Annotated in this window: 10 protein-coding genes; 1 reads left to right on the top strand and 9 read right to left on the bottom strand. The window is 45.4% G+C overall.

Annotation, left to right across the window (positions count from 1 at the left end; all coding sequences use genetic code 11):
- Positions 1-113 precede the first annotated feature (113 nt).
- The 9 genes from gltB to pilM form a co-directional block, all read right to left on the bottom strand.
- Entirely contained in the window at positions 114-4,577 is a 4,464-nt protein-coding gene (gltB, locus tag CXF65_RS12010) for a glutamate synthase large subunit (RefSeq protein ID WP_101212197.1), read from the bottom strand.
- Between the two features lie 904 nt (positions 4,578-5,481).
- Positions 5,482-6,576 carry a hypothetical protein gene (locus CXF65_RS12005; RefSeq protein ID WP_025652257.1) on the bottom strand — a complete coding sequence of 365 codons (1,095 nt, stop codon included), beginning with the start codon at positions 6,574-6,576 and terminating at the stop codon, positions 5,482-5,484.
- Between the two features lie 113 nt (positions 6,577-6,689).
- Positions 6,690-7,829, bottom strand: a complete 1,140-nt coding sequence (aroB, locus tag CXF65_RS12000) for a 3-dehydroquinate synthase (protein ID WP_101212196.1) — start codon at positions 7,827-7,829, stop codon at positions 6,690-6,692.
- A gap of 81 nt (positions 7,830-7,910) precedes the next feature.
- Positions 7,911-8,471 (bottom strand): shikimate kinase AroK, encoded by a 561-nt coding sequence (gene aroK, locus CXF65_RS11995; protein ID WP_101212195.1) that lies wholly within the window; start codon positions 8,469-8,471, stop codon positions 7,911-7,913.
- A 197-nt stretch (positions 8,472-8,668) separates the two neighbouring features.
- The gene (gene pilQ, locus CXF65_RS11990; protein WP_101212194.1) at positions 8,669-11,029 is read right to left on the bottom strand and encodes a type IV pilus secretin PilQ; all 2,361 of its coding nucleotides are present in this window, start codon (positions 11,027-11,029) and stop codon (positions 8,669-8,671) included.
- 27 nt (positions 11,030-11,056) lie between these two features.
- Positions 11,057-11,590, bottom strand: a complete 534-nt coding sequence (locus CXF65_RS11985) for a pilus assembly protein PilP (RefSeq protein ID WP_101212193.1) — start codon at positions 11,588-11,590, stop codon at positions 11,057-11,059.
- Positions 11,590-12,306, bottom strand: coding sequence for a type 4a pilus biogenesis protein PilO (locus CXF65_RS11980; protein ID WP_101212192.1), 717 nt, complete (start codon positions 12,304-12,306; stop codon positions 11,590-11,592). The genes CXF65_RS11985 and CXF65_RS11980 overlap by 1 nt, the downstream gene beginning before the upstream one ends.
- Entirely contained in the window at positions 12,303-12,962 is a 660-nt protein-coding gene (locus tag CXF65_RS11975; RefSeq protein ID WP_025652251.1) for a PilN domain-containing protein, read from the bottom strand. Before CXF65_RS11975 ends, CXF65_RS11980 begins: the two co-directional genes overlap by 4 nt.
- A complete protein-coding gene (gene pilM / locus CXF65_RS11970) occupies positions 12,962-14,017 on the bottom strand; it encodes a type IV pilus assembly protein PilM (RefSeq protein ID WP_101212191.1) in 1,056 nt (351 codons plus the stop codon). Before pilM ends, CXF65_RS11975 begins: the two co-directional genes overlap by 1 nt.
- Before the next feature lie 193 nt (positions 14,018-14,210).
- Between pilM and CXF65_RS11965 the strand changes: the two genes are divergently transcribed.
- Complete coding sequence (locus CXF65_RS11965; RefSeq protein ID WP_025652249.1) at positions 14,211-16,904, top strand: penicillin-binding protein 1A; 2,694 nt, start codon at positions 14,211-14,213, stop codon at positions 16,902-16,904.
- Positions 16,905-17,003: the final 99 nt, after the last annotated feature.

The raw sequence follows: 17,003 nt of genomic DNA, 5'->3' as shown, positions 1-17,003 counted from the left end.
GTGATAACAGCCAATATCTGCAGCCTCAATGAGGCAAATTTACGGATAAGGGCTGTCATTTACCTGCTCAAAACCTATGAGTTAAGATGCTCGTAAACCTATTACTGACTGAGCTACTGTGGGTCAGCCATCGTGGTCTTAAGCAAACTTGCAATGTTCGCCGCTTTTGGCTTCACCAAGTAAAACTTGCGCACGTAATGCTCAAAGTCAGCCAAAATAGTCTGACCCCACGCGCTACCAGTTTTATCCACATGAGTCTCAAGCACTTGTTGTAAGTGAATACGATGACCTTCCGTCTGCTCGCTTGAGATACGGTTTAAGTCAATCAATTCATGATTACAACGATCAAAGAAGTCCCCTTCCATATCGAGCACATAAGCGAAGCCGCCCGTCATACCCGCGCCGAAGTTAAGACCAGTACGACCAAGAATAGTCATGATGCCGCCCGTCATATACTCACAGCAATGATCACCCGTGCCTTCGATGACCGCATGCGCGCCAGAGTTGCGCACCCCGAAGCGCTCGCCTGCTGTGCCCGCTGCGTACAACTTACCACCGGTTGCGCCATATAGACAGGTATTGCCGATAATGGCAGTATCTTGCGCGGTAAAGCTAGAGTCTTTGGGTGGATAAATGACAATCTCGCCACCTGCCATGCCTTTGCCCACATAGTCATTGGCATCGCCTTCTAGCTCAATATGTAAGCCACCAGCATTCCAGACGCCCAAACTCTGCCCAGCAGTACCCGTCAGATGCAGTTTGATTGGCTTCTCATTCATGCCCAGATTGCCCCATACTTGCGCAATCTCACCTGAGATACGTGCGCCAATGGAACGATCACAATTACCGACGTAATAGCTATAATCGCCGCCATTACCTTGACGAATATTGAGCAGCATATCGCTAATCATTTGCTCCGCAAGCAAGCCTTTATCAAACGGCTCATTACGTTCTACCTGACAAGTCTGCGCTTTGCCACTGCTGGCTGGATGGCTAAATAACAGCGGCGACAAATCTAAATGACGCTGCTTATCGGTATTACCCTCTAGCACATCAAGCAAGTCTGTACGTCCGACCAACTCCTCCATGCTACGCACACCCAATGCAGCGAGCCATTCGCGCGTTTCGGTGGCGACAAACTTAAAGAAGTTAATCAGCATTTCTGCTTCGCCAATGAAATGCTCATCACGCAGTTGGGCTTTTTGGGTGGCAACGCCCGTCGGACAGTTATTGAGATGGCAAATACGTAAATATTTACAACCAACGGCAATCATCGGCGTCGTACCAAAGCCAAAGCTTTCGGCACCAAGGATAGCGGCTTTAACCACATCAAGACCAGTTTTTAGACCACCATCGGTTTGGATACGTACTTTGTCTCGCAAGCCATTGACGCGTAATGACTGATGCGTCTCCGCAAGACCCAACTCCCACGGCGAGCCAGCATGGTGAATAGAGGACAACGGTGACGCTGCCGTACCGCCATCATAACCTGAGATCGTGATCAAGTCGGCATAAGCTTTTGCCACACCAGTAGCAATAGTACCAACGCCCGGACGTGAGACCAACTTGACCGAAACCAAGGCGTCTGGATTGACTTGTTTTAAGTCAAAAATGAGCTGTGCCAAATCTTCGATAGAATAAATATCATGATGCGGCGGCGGTGATATGAGCGTTACCCCCGGCACAGAATAGCGCAGACGAGCAATCAAAGCATTGACCTTACCGCCCGGCAACTGACCACCTTCACCCGGCTTGGCGCCCTGCGCGACTTTAATCTGCATGACTTCTGCTGAGCGTAAATACGCTGGGGTCACACCAAAACGACCCGAGGCGACTTGCTTAATTTTTGAGTTACGTAAGGTACCATAACGTACAGGATCTTCGCCGCCCTCACCAGAATTTGAGCGCCCACCAATGGTGTTCATTGCCATCGCGATGGCTTCATGAGCTTCAGGAGACAACGCCCCTAACGACATACCAGCCGAATCAAAACGGGTTAAAATTTTGGAGATATCTTCGACTTCATTAACATCGATCGGGTTGTCCGTCTTCAACTGCAATAAGTCACGCAAGGTGGCAACCGGACGACTATTGACCAAATCGGCATAATGACGATAATTGTCATAATCACCCGTACGTACAGCGGTATGCAGGCTATTAATCACATCTGGATTAAAGGCATGATATTCTTTATTAAAGACAAACTTCAATAAACCACCTTGATCCAGTGGCGCACGACGTTTAAAGGCATTGGCGGCTAGCTGTGCTTGATCAGCAGCCAAGTCTGCAAAGGTAGCGCCTTTAATACGGCTTTGTACGCCTTTAAAACACAAGCTCACGACTTCTTCAGAGAGACCAACGGCTTCAAATAACTGTGCACCGCGATAAGAGACAATGGTAGAAATACCCATTTTTGATAAGATTTTTAGCAAACCTTTATCTAAGCCCTTACGGAAATTAACCCGCGCTTGAATCGGATCGCCCAATAGCTCACCGGTTGCAACCAAATCATCAATGACATCATAAGCCAAATATGGATAAACACAGGTCGCGCCAAAGCCAATCAATACTGCTATTTGATGCGAATCGCGCGCGAGACCCGTCTCAATGATTAAATTGGCATCAGTACGAATACCTTGACCAATGAGGTAATGATGCACCGCACCCGTTACCATAATGGCATTGGCCGGTACTTTTTCCGCATCGATGTCTTTATCAGACAACACAATCAACGTCTGCCCTGCCCGAATGCTGCTGGCCACTTGCTCACAGATAGCAGTGATGGCCGCTGATAGCTCTAGGGTGCGATCATAGTTTAGGTCAATACGGGCAACCTTAAACGCTGGATCATCCAAAGTTTCAAGCTGCTGCATTTTGCTAGCGGACAATACAGGCGACGATAAGATAATACGGTGTGCATCTCGCGCAGATGGCGCAAACACATTGGTTTCAGCGCCCAAGCAAGTCTGTAGCGACATGACGATCGACTCACGCAGTGGATCAATCGGTGGATTGGTCACCTGAGCAAACTGCTGACGGAAAAAGTCCCCGACATGGCGAATCTGCTGTGACAGTACTGCCATGGGCGTATCATCACCCATCGAACCGACTGGCTCTTGCGCATTTTCGGCATTAGGCCGAATGATTTCTGTGCGCTCTTCATTGGTAATGTGATACATTTTTTGCAGCGCTTTTAGCTTATCACCGCGGCAAGCTTGTGCTGCCAACTCTTCTTCTAAGCGCTCATCATCGCGGATACGAGTGGCTTCTTCGCGTAACCATTTACGATAGGGATGGGCTTTTTTCAATAAGGTCGCAATCGCTTTGGTATCTAAGATTTGACCAGTTAAAGTATCAATGACTAGCATCTGACCTGGTCCTACCCGACCTTTTGCCAGTACATCCTTTGGCGCATAGTCCCAAACGCCTACTTCTGACGCCACAGTGATATAGCCATTTTTAGTCGTCACCCAACGTGAGGGGCGTAGACCATTACGGTCAAGCATACAGACAGCATAGCGTCCATCTTGAATCACAAGACCTGCTGGGCCATCCCATGCTTCCATATGCTGCGAGTAAAACTCGTAAAACGCCCGCAAGTCCATATCCATGCTATCGACATTTTGCCATGCTGGTGGCACTAGAATAGACATCGCATGGAACAGATTCATGCCACCAGACATAAGCACTTCAAGCATGTTGTCTAAGCTTGACGAATCAGAGCCCGTGCTATTAACCAGCGGTGTTAGCTCATTCAGATTGGGTAATTTAGCAGATTTTAATTTTGGTGTGCGTGCCTCAGACCAGTTACGGTTACCGGTAATGGTGTTTAATTCGCCATTGTGCGCAAGATAGCGAAACGGCTGTGCCAATGGCCAGCGTGGTAGCGTATTGGTTGAAAAACGTTGATGAAATACCACAATATGGGATGCCAAACGTTGATCTTGGAGATCTAGAAAAAACGCTGGTAGATCTGATGGCATCACCAGACCTTTATAAATAATAGTCTGACAGTTCAGCGAACAAACATAAAACAGCTCGTCATCGACCAGACGTTGCTCTGCTTTTTTACGCGCGACAAACAGCTTACGGTTAAAATCATCCGCATCTAAATTATCAGGCGCATTGACAAACACTTGCTTAAAGTCTGGCAAGGTTTCACGACCAATCTCACCAACGATACTCAAATCAAGTGGCACATCACGCCAGCCAGCAACCTCTAAGCCTTCAGCGATAATCTCTTCGGCGAGTACCTGCTGGCTGTGCTGTGCTTTGGTCTCATCTAAATTGACGAACACCATACCCACAGCAAAGTTATCCGTCACTGTTAACTGTTGCTCGCTAGCAATGTCTTTAAAAAAAGCGGTCGGCGTTGCCAGTAGCAAGCCACAACCATCACCCGTCTTGCCGTCAGCAGCAACACCACCGCGATGGGTCATACAGCTGAGACTATGAATAGCCGTTTTTACCAAATCATGACTGGCTTGTCCCTCAATATGAGCAATCAAACCAAAGCCACAGTTATCAGAAAAGTCATCCGGCGTGGCCAAATGCGTATGGGAAGAAATCATTGACATAGCTTGTCCTTTTAAGTAAACGGGCAGCTTATATATCCAATGCGGAACATAAACTGGTGACCGCAGGCAGAACGGGCTGGTAGGTAAATATTCGTATATCCGAATTAATAAATGACGTGCAGCTCAGTAGATAGTTATGTTGTGAGCGTGAGATAACCCCCTGACTCTCACAGTCGCTTGATAGTCTGATAACAGACAAACGGTGTTATAACAAAATGCACCAATAAATAGTCAGTAACCGCCCATGGCAACTGGATAAAATAATATCCCGTATACCAGTTACTCACTCGTCAGCACGTGCCTTAACGTTTGGCGTTATATCCTACTAGCGCGGCTTAGTCGACGGCTAGTTGAGCATGCGAAAATATGACATTTGACTAATTTTGAATATCAGACGCTCTATATTCAAGCGCCTTAATGACCCTAATAGCAGTGACAATAAGAGGGATTTTGCGATTTGCAATAAGCTTACTGTCGATGGCAAATCGCTGCGCTTGAGACAACAATCGCTTAGTACGCAACTATGTTATCACTAATAGTACGTAACTAAATGACTGTGCGTTAAATCGTTATTTACGATAACTATACAGAGCGTTGCCCATAGTCATCTTAGTTAATGACGGACAAAAAATCTAGTCTTTTCTGTCGATTCATCAGCCAGATTTTGTAAGAGCTTATATTATGAGTTGCTAATAAACAGTCAATAACTCACTGCAATGGCTTTTACAGCTATAGGATACGAGGGTTTTTAAAGCTGCTTTGACGAAGTTCTTTTAACCTCTATCTTGGTTAGTTGTCTAACAAAATAGGCAAGTATGTAAATGAGCAGATAGACAAACATAAAAAAACCTCACTAAACAAACGTTTTAGTGAGGTTTTTTTAGGGCATAGCACTAACCAAAAATTAATTGCTTTTTTCTTCGATCAGCTCTTTTATACTGTCATTATTGGCTTTAGGCGCACTACTATTGCTGTTTTTATTAGCGGCATTCGAGCCATTATTTGTACTATTAGTCGAACTTGGCGGCTTAGGCGTTGGTACAACCGGCGGTTTTTTTAGCGTGCTATTATCAATTGTAGGTTTTTTGGCAGCTTGCTCAGGCTTACGAGTATCATCGTTTTTAGCGCTCGGAGCGGTCAGTGTTTGCTCTTCATTGCCGACGGTACGCTCTTCATTGACCGATAGGGTCGCAGAGGTATCGACCGATTGACGAATGCTTTCATCATTACTATTGTTAGCCGCTTCTTGACCACTACGACTGGTATTATTGCTTGCTGCTTGCTCATTAGCACCATCACTATCATTAGCTTGCACTTTCTGACGGACTGGCACTTCACGTTTGGTCGGGCGCAAATTTACAGAGCGCGTGCGTCTCGCACTCAAGTCTTTCACCGGATCAGGGCGCTCATAATTGTCGATGATACTGACGTAGCGATTGATCTCTTCAGGTAAGACACGCACATTGGCCGGCAGCCTAAAGTCAATCAATTTGGCAGCACCAACGGCCTCTTGCGGGCTGCTCATCAAACCATAAGTCAGCATATAACGGACTTGATTGTTGTCATCAAGGTAGCGAAAGTAGGAAAATTTCGCACGGTCTTCCCGACCTTCTAAATAACTGACGATCACCTCGTTTTCCGCAACATTCATGACCTGTACAGTCCATTTGCCTTTGTTAGCCAGCAGATAACGCTTGTCTTTAAACTCATCAGGATAACTGCGCAAATCACGAACGGTCGCATCAAAATTGATCGGCTGCACGTCCGTATCCAGCTCATGCAATGATTCAATGGCCAATGGCTGCTCAAGTTCGGTGCTCGTTGTTTGCGGCGCAGATATCGGCGCATTTTCAATCTTGGCACCCATCGCTGGCGTTTGACTAAACATCCAAACCAAAGCGGTGACGACGCCTAGCAACAGGGTCACCAACAACCAAATCAGTGCTTGACGGCGATATGATTGGCCAGCGTTACGAGTCGACGAGCTAGATGCTGCCATGAGGATGTCCTTGGTGAAATAGAGTTAAACGCTTTAAACCTGTGCTCATGCCAATACAGTAGTGACTAACAGCTCCATTGCAATGGTTCGCTTGCAAGGGTTTAGTGATATCACTAAATTTGACGTTCTGATGAGCTGTGCTGTGACAATACGTCAGTAAGAAGCTCAGCATCGAAATCATTGGTTAATACCGCGTCACCCAGTGATTTTAACAAAATAAGGCGGATTTGTCCGTGTTTCACTTTTTTATCATGCCCCATCAAGTCTAAAGCCGTCTGAACATCAATAGCAGGTGGAGTGATAGGTAAATTGGCCAATGTCAAAACGCGTTTAATACGAGCCACGTCTTCGCTCGTTAACCAGCCAATTTTTTGAGACAGCTCGGCTGCTTGTACCATACCAACGGCAACCGCCTCACCATGCAGCCAATTACCATAGCCTTCGTGGGTTTCGATCACATGACCAAAAGTATGACCGAAATTTAATAGCGCCCGTACACCCGACTCTCTTTCATCTTGCGCCACGACATCGGCTTTGTATTGACAGCAGCGTTTGACCGCCTCGCCAAGTACTGCCAAATCTAACGCCATCATCGCTGGTAAATTGTGCTCAAGCCACGTTAAAAATTCCGCATCCATAATAAGTGCGTATTTAATGACCTCTGCAAGACCTGCTGATAGCTCACGCGCTGGCAAGGTTTTTAATGTACTCATCTCAGCAAGCACCATTTGCGGCTGCCAAAAAGCCCCGATCATGTTTTTGCCTTGTGCGTGATTGATGCCTGTTTTGCCGCCAACGCTTGAATCCACTTGTGATAATAGTGTGGTTGGAATTTGGATAAAGTTGACACCGCGCATAAAACTGGCTGCTGCAAACCCAGTCATATCACCAATGACACCGCCGCCGAGAGCAATCAATGTCACATCCCGATTGAAATGCTCGGCCATGAGCGCATCATAAATCTGGTTAATGCTCGTCTGATTCTTATATTGTTCGCCATCTGGGAGTATACATACCTTCACGATGAACTGCTTTGCCAATGGTGCCTCTAGCGCTGCCAAGTAAAGCGGTGCAATCGTCTCGTTGGTGACAATTAATACTTGCCGACCAGTAATATAGGGCATGATTTGCTGAGCCATAGCGCTTTGCTCAGTGCTGTTTTGCTCAGTGCTACTTTGTTCAGTAATGACAATAGGATAATCATGACTGTGCGTGTGTACGGTTAAGCCATCATGAAACAGTGGCGTTGCCATGAAAGTCTCCTTGAGCATTTTTAATGAGGGAACGTTAGTTGACTGAGTATCATTATATTTATGTTCTATTATTTTTTGCCATCAATCTTCTTTAGATTCTGGCGTTATAGAAGGCGTGCAATAGAACGATTCGAGTTGCTGTAATAATTGACTGACCATATGACGAGGATAAGTATGACCGGTAGGCATGATGATATGAGCCACTTGCCGATATAATGGGTCGCGGGTGCTGTATAAATCTTGCAAGATTTTTCTAGGGTTGGGCTGTTGTAGTAAAGGTCGCGACTTATCTTTCGCGGTGCGTGCCATTTGTACATCGACTGGCGCATTAAGATAAACCACGATACCGCGCTGCTTTAAAAACTCGCGGTTTTCAGCAGACATAACGGCACCACCACCCGTTGCCAATACTATCTGCTGTTGTTGGCTCAGCTCATCGATGGCACGTGTCTCACGCTCACGAAAGCCCGCTTCGCCTTCTTTAGCGAATATCCAAGCAATATCAGCGCCGGTTTGCGACTCGATATACCAATCACTATCTACAAACGTCCGCCCCAATTGTTTGGCAAGCAATCGACCAATGGTGGTCTTCCCCGCTCCCATCGGTCCCACTAAAAACACCGACGGTAATTCCTCCATCATAGTACTCACTCAGCTAAATTAGGTATGATACAACGTCATTGATATTCTGGCTAGTAATGAGCCATGATTATTGTTGTACCAAATTCAAAAAATACGATTGACAGTGTCTTGCTATGGTCAAATCAACCTAAATTTATCCATAAAAAAAGCAAGCACCAAGGCTTGCTTTTTTCGATTGATAATTGATAGTAAGATTATTAATTTAAACGGCTTACACCATCGTTGATCAGCTTTGGCGTGACAAATATCAGTAGCTCTTCTTTAGAGTTATTACGTACATCCTTACGGAAAGCTCGGCCAACATAAGGCAAGTCTCCTAAGAAAGGCACTTTAGACACCTCATTACTAGTACGATTTTTAAAGACACCGCCTAGTACGATGGTTTGACCATCTTCAACGATAACGTTAGTCGAGATTGAATCTTCAGCGATCGCTACCTGATTATTAATAATCGTTGGCGTGCCATTGGTAATGACCAGTTGCAAACCAATTTTACCATCGGGCGTAATGTTCGGTGTCGCTTCTAAGCTTAGTGCCGCTTCTTTAAAGCTGGTCGTGGTTGCGCCACTGGCCGATGCTTCTTGATAAGGAATCTGCGTACCCGATGATACCTTGGCCGTTTGCTTGTCCGCTGTCAAAATCTTCGGTGTTGAAATGACCTCACCACGGTTGTCGGCTTGCAAGGCTGACAACTCAAGATCTAGCATCACATCGGACATACTCAGCAAACCAAAAGCGATACTACCCGCTGGATTGGCAACGCCTAAGTCAACGTTTAAGTTATCAGGACGGCTGATATCGTAAGAAGGATAGGAAACCGTTTGACCGTTAACTGTCGTCGTTTCAATATCAAAATCCTTCAAATCTGCCAAAGTCTGATTACTACCACCGACCAGTAGGCTACGGTTATTCGCCGCGCCATTCGATAGGATGCCCCAACGAACACCAATCTCTTTACTAAAGCTATCAGTCGCACTAACGATACGCGCTTCAATCATCACTTGACGAACCGGTATATCAATTTTGCTGATAAGCTTATGGATATTTTCGATACTATCCGCCACATCTTTGATAATCAGAGTATTAGTACGTTCGTCAACCGTGACCGTTCCACGATTAGATAATAAGGTATTATTGGCACTGGAATTGGCGTTGCCAGTATTGCTGCCACCAGATGAGCCACGACCTTTCGAGATAAGGGTTAACACATCTTGCGCTTTTGCGTAGCTTAAGCGAATATATTCGGTGCGGAGTGGTGCATAAGATTCAACCGCTTGCTGCGCTTCAAGCTCACGCGCTTCTTGTTCAGCAAGTTCCGTAGCAGGCGCGACTAAGATCACCCTACCATTCTCACGTTTGCCCAGATTTTTACTTTTTAGAATAATATCAAGCGCTTGATCCCAAGGTACGTTGATTAGGCGCAAAGTGATATTGCCTGCCACTGAATCACTAGCGACGATATTCATATCGGTAAACTGCGCTAAAATATCTAAGACGCTACGAATTTCCACGTCTTGGAATTCCATAGATAATGCTTCGCCACTATAGACTCTCTCTTCTAGGGTTGGTTCTCTTAGCAGCTCAGGTTTGCTAATGCTAACGTTTAACTGGTTACCCGACTGATAAGCCTGATACTCATAGTCCTCAGTCATATTAATGGTAATAACGCCATTTTGACCTTGATTTTTGGTGTCAATGCTACTGACGAGACCACTATTAATATTCAAGCGACGTAATAAATTTCTAGGCACCGTGCTGCCAGTCAAGCGTATGACCAACTTGTTACCTTGGCGCTGTACATCAACCGGAATCGCTTCATTGGCAAGCGCAATACTGACATTACCACCGCCGTTATTTCCTGCCGAAAAATTCACAGCCGTTAAGCCGTCATAGCTATATTGCTTGCTCACTTGGGAAGCAGCAAGCTGTGGATTCAATAGTGGATTAACTCGCACGACCATCGTATCTGTCGGCGCTTGCTTATGGATAACGGCCGTACTGGTTGCAATTGTTCTAACTGGGGCAACAGCTACGCTATTGGTTTCTACAATTGGTGTGACTATTGCAGTCGTAGTAATGGCATTGTTGTCATTAAGCACATCTTGGATCGGGTCATTAGTTATGACTGGACGACTGGGATCGGTAAGAGTCAATAGTAGATCATTGCCGTCAATCGCCGTTGTATAGTTTCCTGCTTGTTTAAGCCCAACAATCAGACGCGTGGTACTGTCGCTGCTTAACGTAGTAACATCATTAACCATGCCAATATTATATTCGTTAAAGCGACTGGCTAGCCCGTTTTGCACTTGCTCAAAATCTAATACCAAGCGGCTAGGATCATCAAGCTGATAAGCAGCAGGTAATACTGGCAAGCCTACAAATCCTAAACGCATTTGTGTCACTGCTGGTGCCGTCTGTACTACAGAGACATTGTTGATGCGCTGGGCGGCATGGGCGCTACTATTAATTGCTACCATGCTGATTACCAATGCAGGGATGGCAAAAGCAGAAGAAACGCGGTTGCTCATCATCATTATCTTGTTATTGCGTACTGTCATTATTTATTCCTCAAAAAATCTGCCGACTTAACTTATAGGGGAGACCAACGATTGGGGCTTTTCAATAAACCCGGCGCGACTGTCTGGCACAATTTCAATCAAATTAATCTGGGTCGGCGTGATTTCAACAATACGGCCGTCATTTAATCCAAGATAATCACCTACTCTCACACTAGCCACTGAACCATCAGGACGTTGCACGAGTGCATATTGCTGACCTTCAGGTGAAATTACGACGCCACGAAAAGTCAGCTGTGATAGCTCATATTGCTCAAGCGGTTCTTTAACTCTAGTGATATCAGGACGTACGCCATCGATAGAGGTACTAGGACCTTGTACATTGACTAAGCTTGGCGGCAAAAACGGGCTACGCTGCGTACCAGCGCTATAGACAAAATCTTCTACCAGTTCAGCTTTTGGTGGTGGCTCAATAGGCTGAGCGGGCTGATTGCGAATATCGTTCATCGCCTGCTCTGCCATACCAATACGATCAGTACAACCTGTCATTGATAAAATAGCAGTGCTTAAAATCAGTAGCATGGGCAGTTTTTGAATAGTCATTAGTTGCCTCCTGCAGCATCAGTAGCGACGGCTTCTTCACCTTCAGGTGCTGCTTCTTTTGAGCGATACGTTTTGGTTTGTAATACCAAATTCAGCTCTGGTAACACATCCAAAGTAGGTTGTGGATTACTGACTTCAAAATCGTGCATAGTAATAATGCGTGGTAAAGCAGCAAGTCCACTCAGAAAGCTACCAAACTGATGATAGTCCCCTAACGCTGCAATACGAATAGGCTGCTCAATAAAGAACTCATTTTCAATCTCAGGCTCTACAGAAATATCTTGGAAGCGTATATTACTGCCAACACCCGTCATATTGATACCCTCTACCAGCTCTGACACGCGAGTATCTTTTGGTAATTGGTCAAGTAAGGTATTGAACTCCGTTTCCATCTGGATAACCTGGGCTTGATAAGCCTTTAAATGACGTGCCCGTGATTCTTTTTCACGGTAGCTATCAAGCAAGGTTTGCTGCTGACTTTCAGCCGCAGTAATCTCATCAATTTTACTGCTAATCGGTAGCGCCCATGCTAGCGCTGCTATCAACGCAACAATAAACCCAATGACTGTTATTTTTACTGGAAGGGGCCAACTGCCATAGTTTTCAGAATCTAAAGACTCAAAACTGCGGCGAAACTCATTCAAGTCAAACTGTTTTTTAGGATTGACAGCCGTCTTTTTGGTTTTAATTAGGCTTTTTTTACGGCTAAGTTTCATAACTCACCTCCAAGCCCAGTAGTTGCATTAGCATCTGCAGGTACCGCCGTCTCTGATTGTACCTTGGTCGTTACGACAAACTGCACATAACTGTCTTCAGGATAAACAGGGCGTGGCTGTTCACCAGTCGTAACCGTTTCATTGAGCGCAGGTGCTGGTGCATAAGCGCTGATATTTTGCTGAATATTACTGACCGCTGAATTGCCCATCCATTTGCTGCTATCAAGATTACGAATCAAACTTGATACGACATTTGGATTGTCCGCAAGACCTGTCAAGGTAAGGGTGTCACCTTCACGTTTTAGATTATTTAGATAAAGCGCAGGAGGAATGGCTTTGGCCAAATCATCCCACAGGCGTACAGGGACGGGACGTCTACCTTGCAAATCTTGAATCACCTGCATACGCGATATGATATCTTCGCGGCGTTGCTCTAGGCTATCAATTTCAGTCAACGCTTTGTCTAAGCGGGCGTTCTCTTGCTCAATCAGGGCATTGGCATTGCGTTGTTCATCAAGCTCATTATTAAAATAGCTCCACGAAGCGAACGCTGCTAACAAGGCGAGTAAAGTTACCGCCACTACTAGGGTAAGAAATTCTTTGTTACGACGTTCGCGCTCTTCTTGCCGCCAGGGCAATAGATTAATACGAGCCATTAGTCGAAGCTCCTTAACGCAAGACCGCACGCGGCCATTAAACTCGGTGCATCAATGACCAACTGCTCATTATCAATGTGCGGCGCAATGGTCATATTGGTAAATGGATTGGCGATACTGACCGTCACACCCAGTTTTTGTTGCGCCATACCAGCAAGACCGGCAATAGAGCTACTACCACCGGCGAGCACGATATGATCAATACTGCTGTATTGGCTCGAGGAAAAGTAAAACTGTAGGGAGCGGGTGATTTGTTGGATGGTATTTTCTATAAAAGGAGTCAACACATCAGGATAATAGTCATCTGGCAAGGTACGTTCACGTTTGCTGATATTTGCTTCTTCAGCTGATAGTCCATAGCGATTTTGTATCGCCTCTGTGAGTTGAGAGCCCCCAAACAATTGCTCGCGACTATAGATAAACTCACCATTCTTAGCAATATATAAAGTGGTTTGATTATGACCGATGTCGACCAAAGCGACCAATTCTGGCATGTTTGGTAGGTTATCCGCCATTAGGCCAAAAGCGCGTTCGATAGCATGGGTTTCAATATCCATTACCTTGGTTTGCAGGCCACCAAAGGTCAAAGCATCTACTCTTTGGTCAACATTTTCCGAGCGTGAGGCCGCAAGCAGTACTTGCACCATCTCATCATTGATCAAAGACGGGCCCAAGACTTCAAAGTCCAAATTGACATCTTCTAATGGATAAGGCACATATTGATCCGCATCCAAACGAATTTGTGCTTCGCGCTCGACATCGTTTAGCACCATATCCATATCAATGATTTTGGTAATTACTGCTGAGCCTGAGACGGCGGCAGCGGCGTCGCTGCCAGCTACCTGACAGCGTCTCGCCAAACCAGCTATAATGTTACCCACTGCCTCAGTATCTACAATGAGTTTGTCGACGACTACGCCTTCCGGTAGTCTTTCAATACCATAGGATTTCAGATGAAATATCCCTTGTTGGCGCTGTATGTCGACCAATTTGACTGAAGTGGCACAGATATCTATGCCAATCAAATGTCGACTTTTGGAAGTAAATAGCCTCACAAACTCTATACCTTATATTAAATGTACAATCTGATAGTTATTTGTAATAATTTAGTACAATACTTTACTTACCAGATAGATTCAAGCATTTAAATAAGTTATTAAGGGTAGCTTACACATTTATTATGACCTACCTATTTTGTTCAAGGTATAATAGTCTATCTGTTGCGAATTTTAATTGATAAGTCTGATTATGACCAAAAAAAATGCTACCGTTCGTCTCATTCACTTTTTGGTGGGGCTTTTCATTGCCTGCTTAGCGTTAGCGCTTATTTTAGCGCTGGCCGTGCCTATTGGCTTCTATGGTATGGCGATGTATTTATCGCCCACCCTACCTAGTATTCAAGAAATCAAAACTGCCAATTTAGAGATGCCCTTACAGATCTATAGTAGTGATGACAAATTAATCGGTCAGTATGGTAACCGTCTCTCGCTACCGGTTACTTTTGATGAAATCCCTGAAGATCTTACTCATGCTTTTTTAGCAGCAGAAGACGCGGCATTCTTTCAGCACAGTGGTATTAGTATTAAAGGTCTTGGTCGCGCGGTCACCGAAGTGGTGACTGATGATGACAGCCAAACTGGTGGCTCTACCATTACTATGCAGGTTGCCAAAAACTACTTTCTGAGCCCAGAGCGTACCTTAAATCGCAAACTGACGGAACTGTTTTTAGCTCGCAAAATTGAAGACGAGCTCAGCAAAAACGATATTTTGACTCTTTATGTCAATAAAATTTATCTCGGCGAAGGTGCTTATGGTATCCGCGCCGCTGCCAAAAAATATTACAGTAAATCTTTAGAGCATCTCTCTATCGCTGAGATGGCCATGTTAGCAGGTCTGCCAAAAGCCCCCTCTAAATACAATCCAGTTGCTAATCCTAGCCGCGCTCTTACTCGCCGTAATTGGATCATTGGTCGTATGCTTGAGCTTGGCTATATCAGCAAAGCGCAACACGATGAAGCGGTAAGCTCACCGGTAGCTATCAATTTATACCAAGAAAAGCTAGACGTTAATATGCCGTATCTGGCAGAAATGACTCGCTCTACCTTGGTTGAGCGTTATGGTGAGCAAGTCATGAATGGTGGCTGGCGTGTGCGTCTTACTGTTGATAGCAAAGCCCAGACCGATGCAGAAGCTGCCGTGCTGACAGGTCTAGTAGCTTATGATCATCGTCATGGCTGGCGCGGTGCGGAAGCCAATGATGAGCCACTTGAGAATTTCCGTCGTTACAGCAACATGTCCCCTGCCAAAGTTACCAAGGTTAATTCGCGTAGTTTCGAGGCAACCATGCCATCAGGTGAAAGCGTGACCGTTAACTGGTCAGGCATGAGCTGGGCACGCAAATATTTTTCAGCCAATCGTATTGGTTATTATCCGAGTAACGCCGGACAAATTGTTAATAAAAATGACATCGTTCGTCTGATACCGACAACTAATGGTAATTGGCAACTGGCGCAAGTACCTAAGGTGCAAGGCAGTTTGGTTTCGTTAAATCCTGAAACGGGTGCAGTTAATGCCTTGGTCGGTGGTTTTGACTTTAACCACAGTAAATTCAACCGCGCTCTGCAAGGGTGGCGTCAACCGGGCTCAACGATTAAGCCGCTGGTCTATACCACTGCTTTAGAAAAAGGCTACCGTCCAGACAGCATTGTCTCGGATCGACCCATTCAAGTAGGCGATTGGAAACCTAAAAACTCCGATCAACGTTTCTTAGGTGACATCACCTTACGCCGTGGCTTATATCTATCACGCAACTTGGTATCCATTCGCTTATTACAGGCGATTGGTATCTCTGACGCCCGTAACCTATTAGATGAATTTGGTCTTGATAAAGAAAAGCTACCGACGACCTTATCGCTGGCATTGGGTGCAGGACAAGCAACACCATTACAAATGGCAACCGCCTACTCTACCTTCGCTAATGGCGGTCATCGCATTCAGCCTTACTTTATCGAACAAATCTATAATTATGACAACAAGCTATTATTCCAAGCCAATCCGCAGCAAGCTTGTGCTTTATGCTTTAACGAACAACTGGAAGATGCTAATAAAAAGCTGCTTGAAGATTATCAGGCAAAAATAGAAAAAGAGAATGAAGCGCTTGCTGCTAAAAAACAGGAAAAGGCTAACACTAAAGACAAAGCATCAGAGAATGGATCAGCTGCTGAGCTAAATGCAGAAAATAGTGACAATACGGTAAAAGATGAAAAGGCGCTTGATTTAAATGTTTATGATGCAAGTCCAGCTTCAGATCGCTTAAAAGCGCCTGTTGTGCAGTACGTTATGGCAACGCAAGCACCACGTATTTTAAAGCCAAGAGTGGCTTATGATATGGCTGATATCTTACGTGATGTGGTACAACGCGGTACAGCCGTTCGGGCAAAAGCCTTAGGACGCAACGATATCGGTGGTAAGACCGGTACGACTAACGATGCGAAAGATGCTTGGTTTGCCGGATTCCATCCGACCAACGCGACCGTCGTATGGATGGGTTTTGATCAACCATCGACCCTTGGTCGCCGTGAGTATGGTGGTGTGGCAGCATTACCTGTGTGGATGGACTTTATGAGAGCCCAGCTTAAAGGTGTACCCAATCAATGGGTCTCCGTTAATAACCGTGCCAAATCTAAAAAGCAAAAACAACAAATTATAGAAATGACGGATGATGGCACTATTGCTAGCGAAGACGAGGATACTGATGTCAGTACTTCAGCCAACAAACCTGTCAAGACCAAAGCGCAGCAACGTAAGGCACCAGAACCTGAGCCGGTTGAAGAAGCAGAGCGTGCGCCCGTGGCAAAACCAAATAATAGTAACAATGATAGCGTGCCACAAAACCCGCTGTCGGTCACTCCTGTGGAGCGTATGCCGCCCATGCCAGAGTAAAACCTTTGTCATGATAATGGCTATTTAACGTTAAAAGGCTGGTTCAGCAATCACTGAGCCAGTCTTTTTTTATTTTAAAACCATGCTCTCAAAGCTGTT

Origin of the sequence: Psychrobacter sp. Sarcosine-3u-12 (assembly GCF_002836005.1) — a bacterium.
GTDB lineage: Bacteria > Pseudomonadota > Gammaproteobacteria > Pseudomonadales > Moraxellaceae > Psychrobacter > Psychrobacter okhotskensis.
This window is presented reverse-complemented; position numbering and strand designations above follow the sequence as displayed.

Excerpts from the sequence above, each read along its gene's own strand:
- gltB (WP_101212197.1), bottom strand. The coding sequence starts at position 4,577 with ATGTCAATGATTTCTTCCCATACGCATTTGGCCACGCCGGATGACTTT.
- CXF65_RS12005 (WP_025652257.1), bottom strand. The coding sequence starts at position 6,576 with ATGGCAGCATCTAGCTCGTCGACTCGTAACGCTGGCCAATCATATCGC.
- aroB (WP_101212196.1), bottom strand. The coding sequence starts at position 7,829 with ATGGCAACGCCACTGTTTCATGATGGCTTAACCGTACACACGCACAGT.
- aroK (WP_101212195.1), bottom strand. The coding sequence starts at position 8,471 with ATGATGGAGGAATTACCGTCGGTGTTTTTAGTGGGACCGATGGGAGCG.
- pilQ (WP_101212194.1), bottom strand. The coding sequence starts at position 11,029 with ATGACAGTACGCAATAACAAGATAATGATGATGAGCAACCGCGTTTCT.
- CXF65_RS11985 (WP_101212193.1), bottom strand. The coding sequence starts at position 11,590 with ATGACTATTCAAAAACTGCCCATGCTACTGATTTTAAGCACTGCTATT.
- CXF65_RS11980 (WP_101212192.1), bottom strand. The coding sequence starts at position 12,306 with ATGAAACTTAGCCGTAAAAAAAGCCTAATTAAAACCAAAAAGACGGCT.
- CXF65_RS11975 (WP_025652251.1), bottom strand. The coding sequence starts at position 12,962 with ATGGCTCGTATTAATCTATTGCCCTGGCGGCAAGAAGAGCGCGAACGT.
- CXF65_RS11965 (WP_025652249.1), top strand. The coding sequence starts at position 14,211 with ATGACCAAAAAAAATGCTACCGTTCGTCTCATTCACTTTTTGGTGGGG.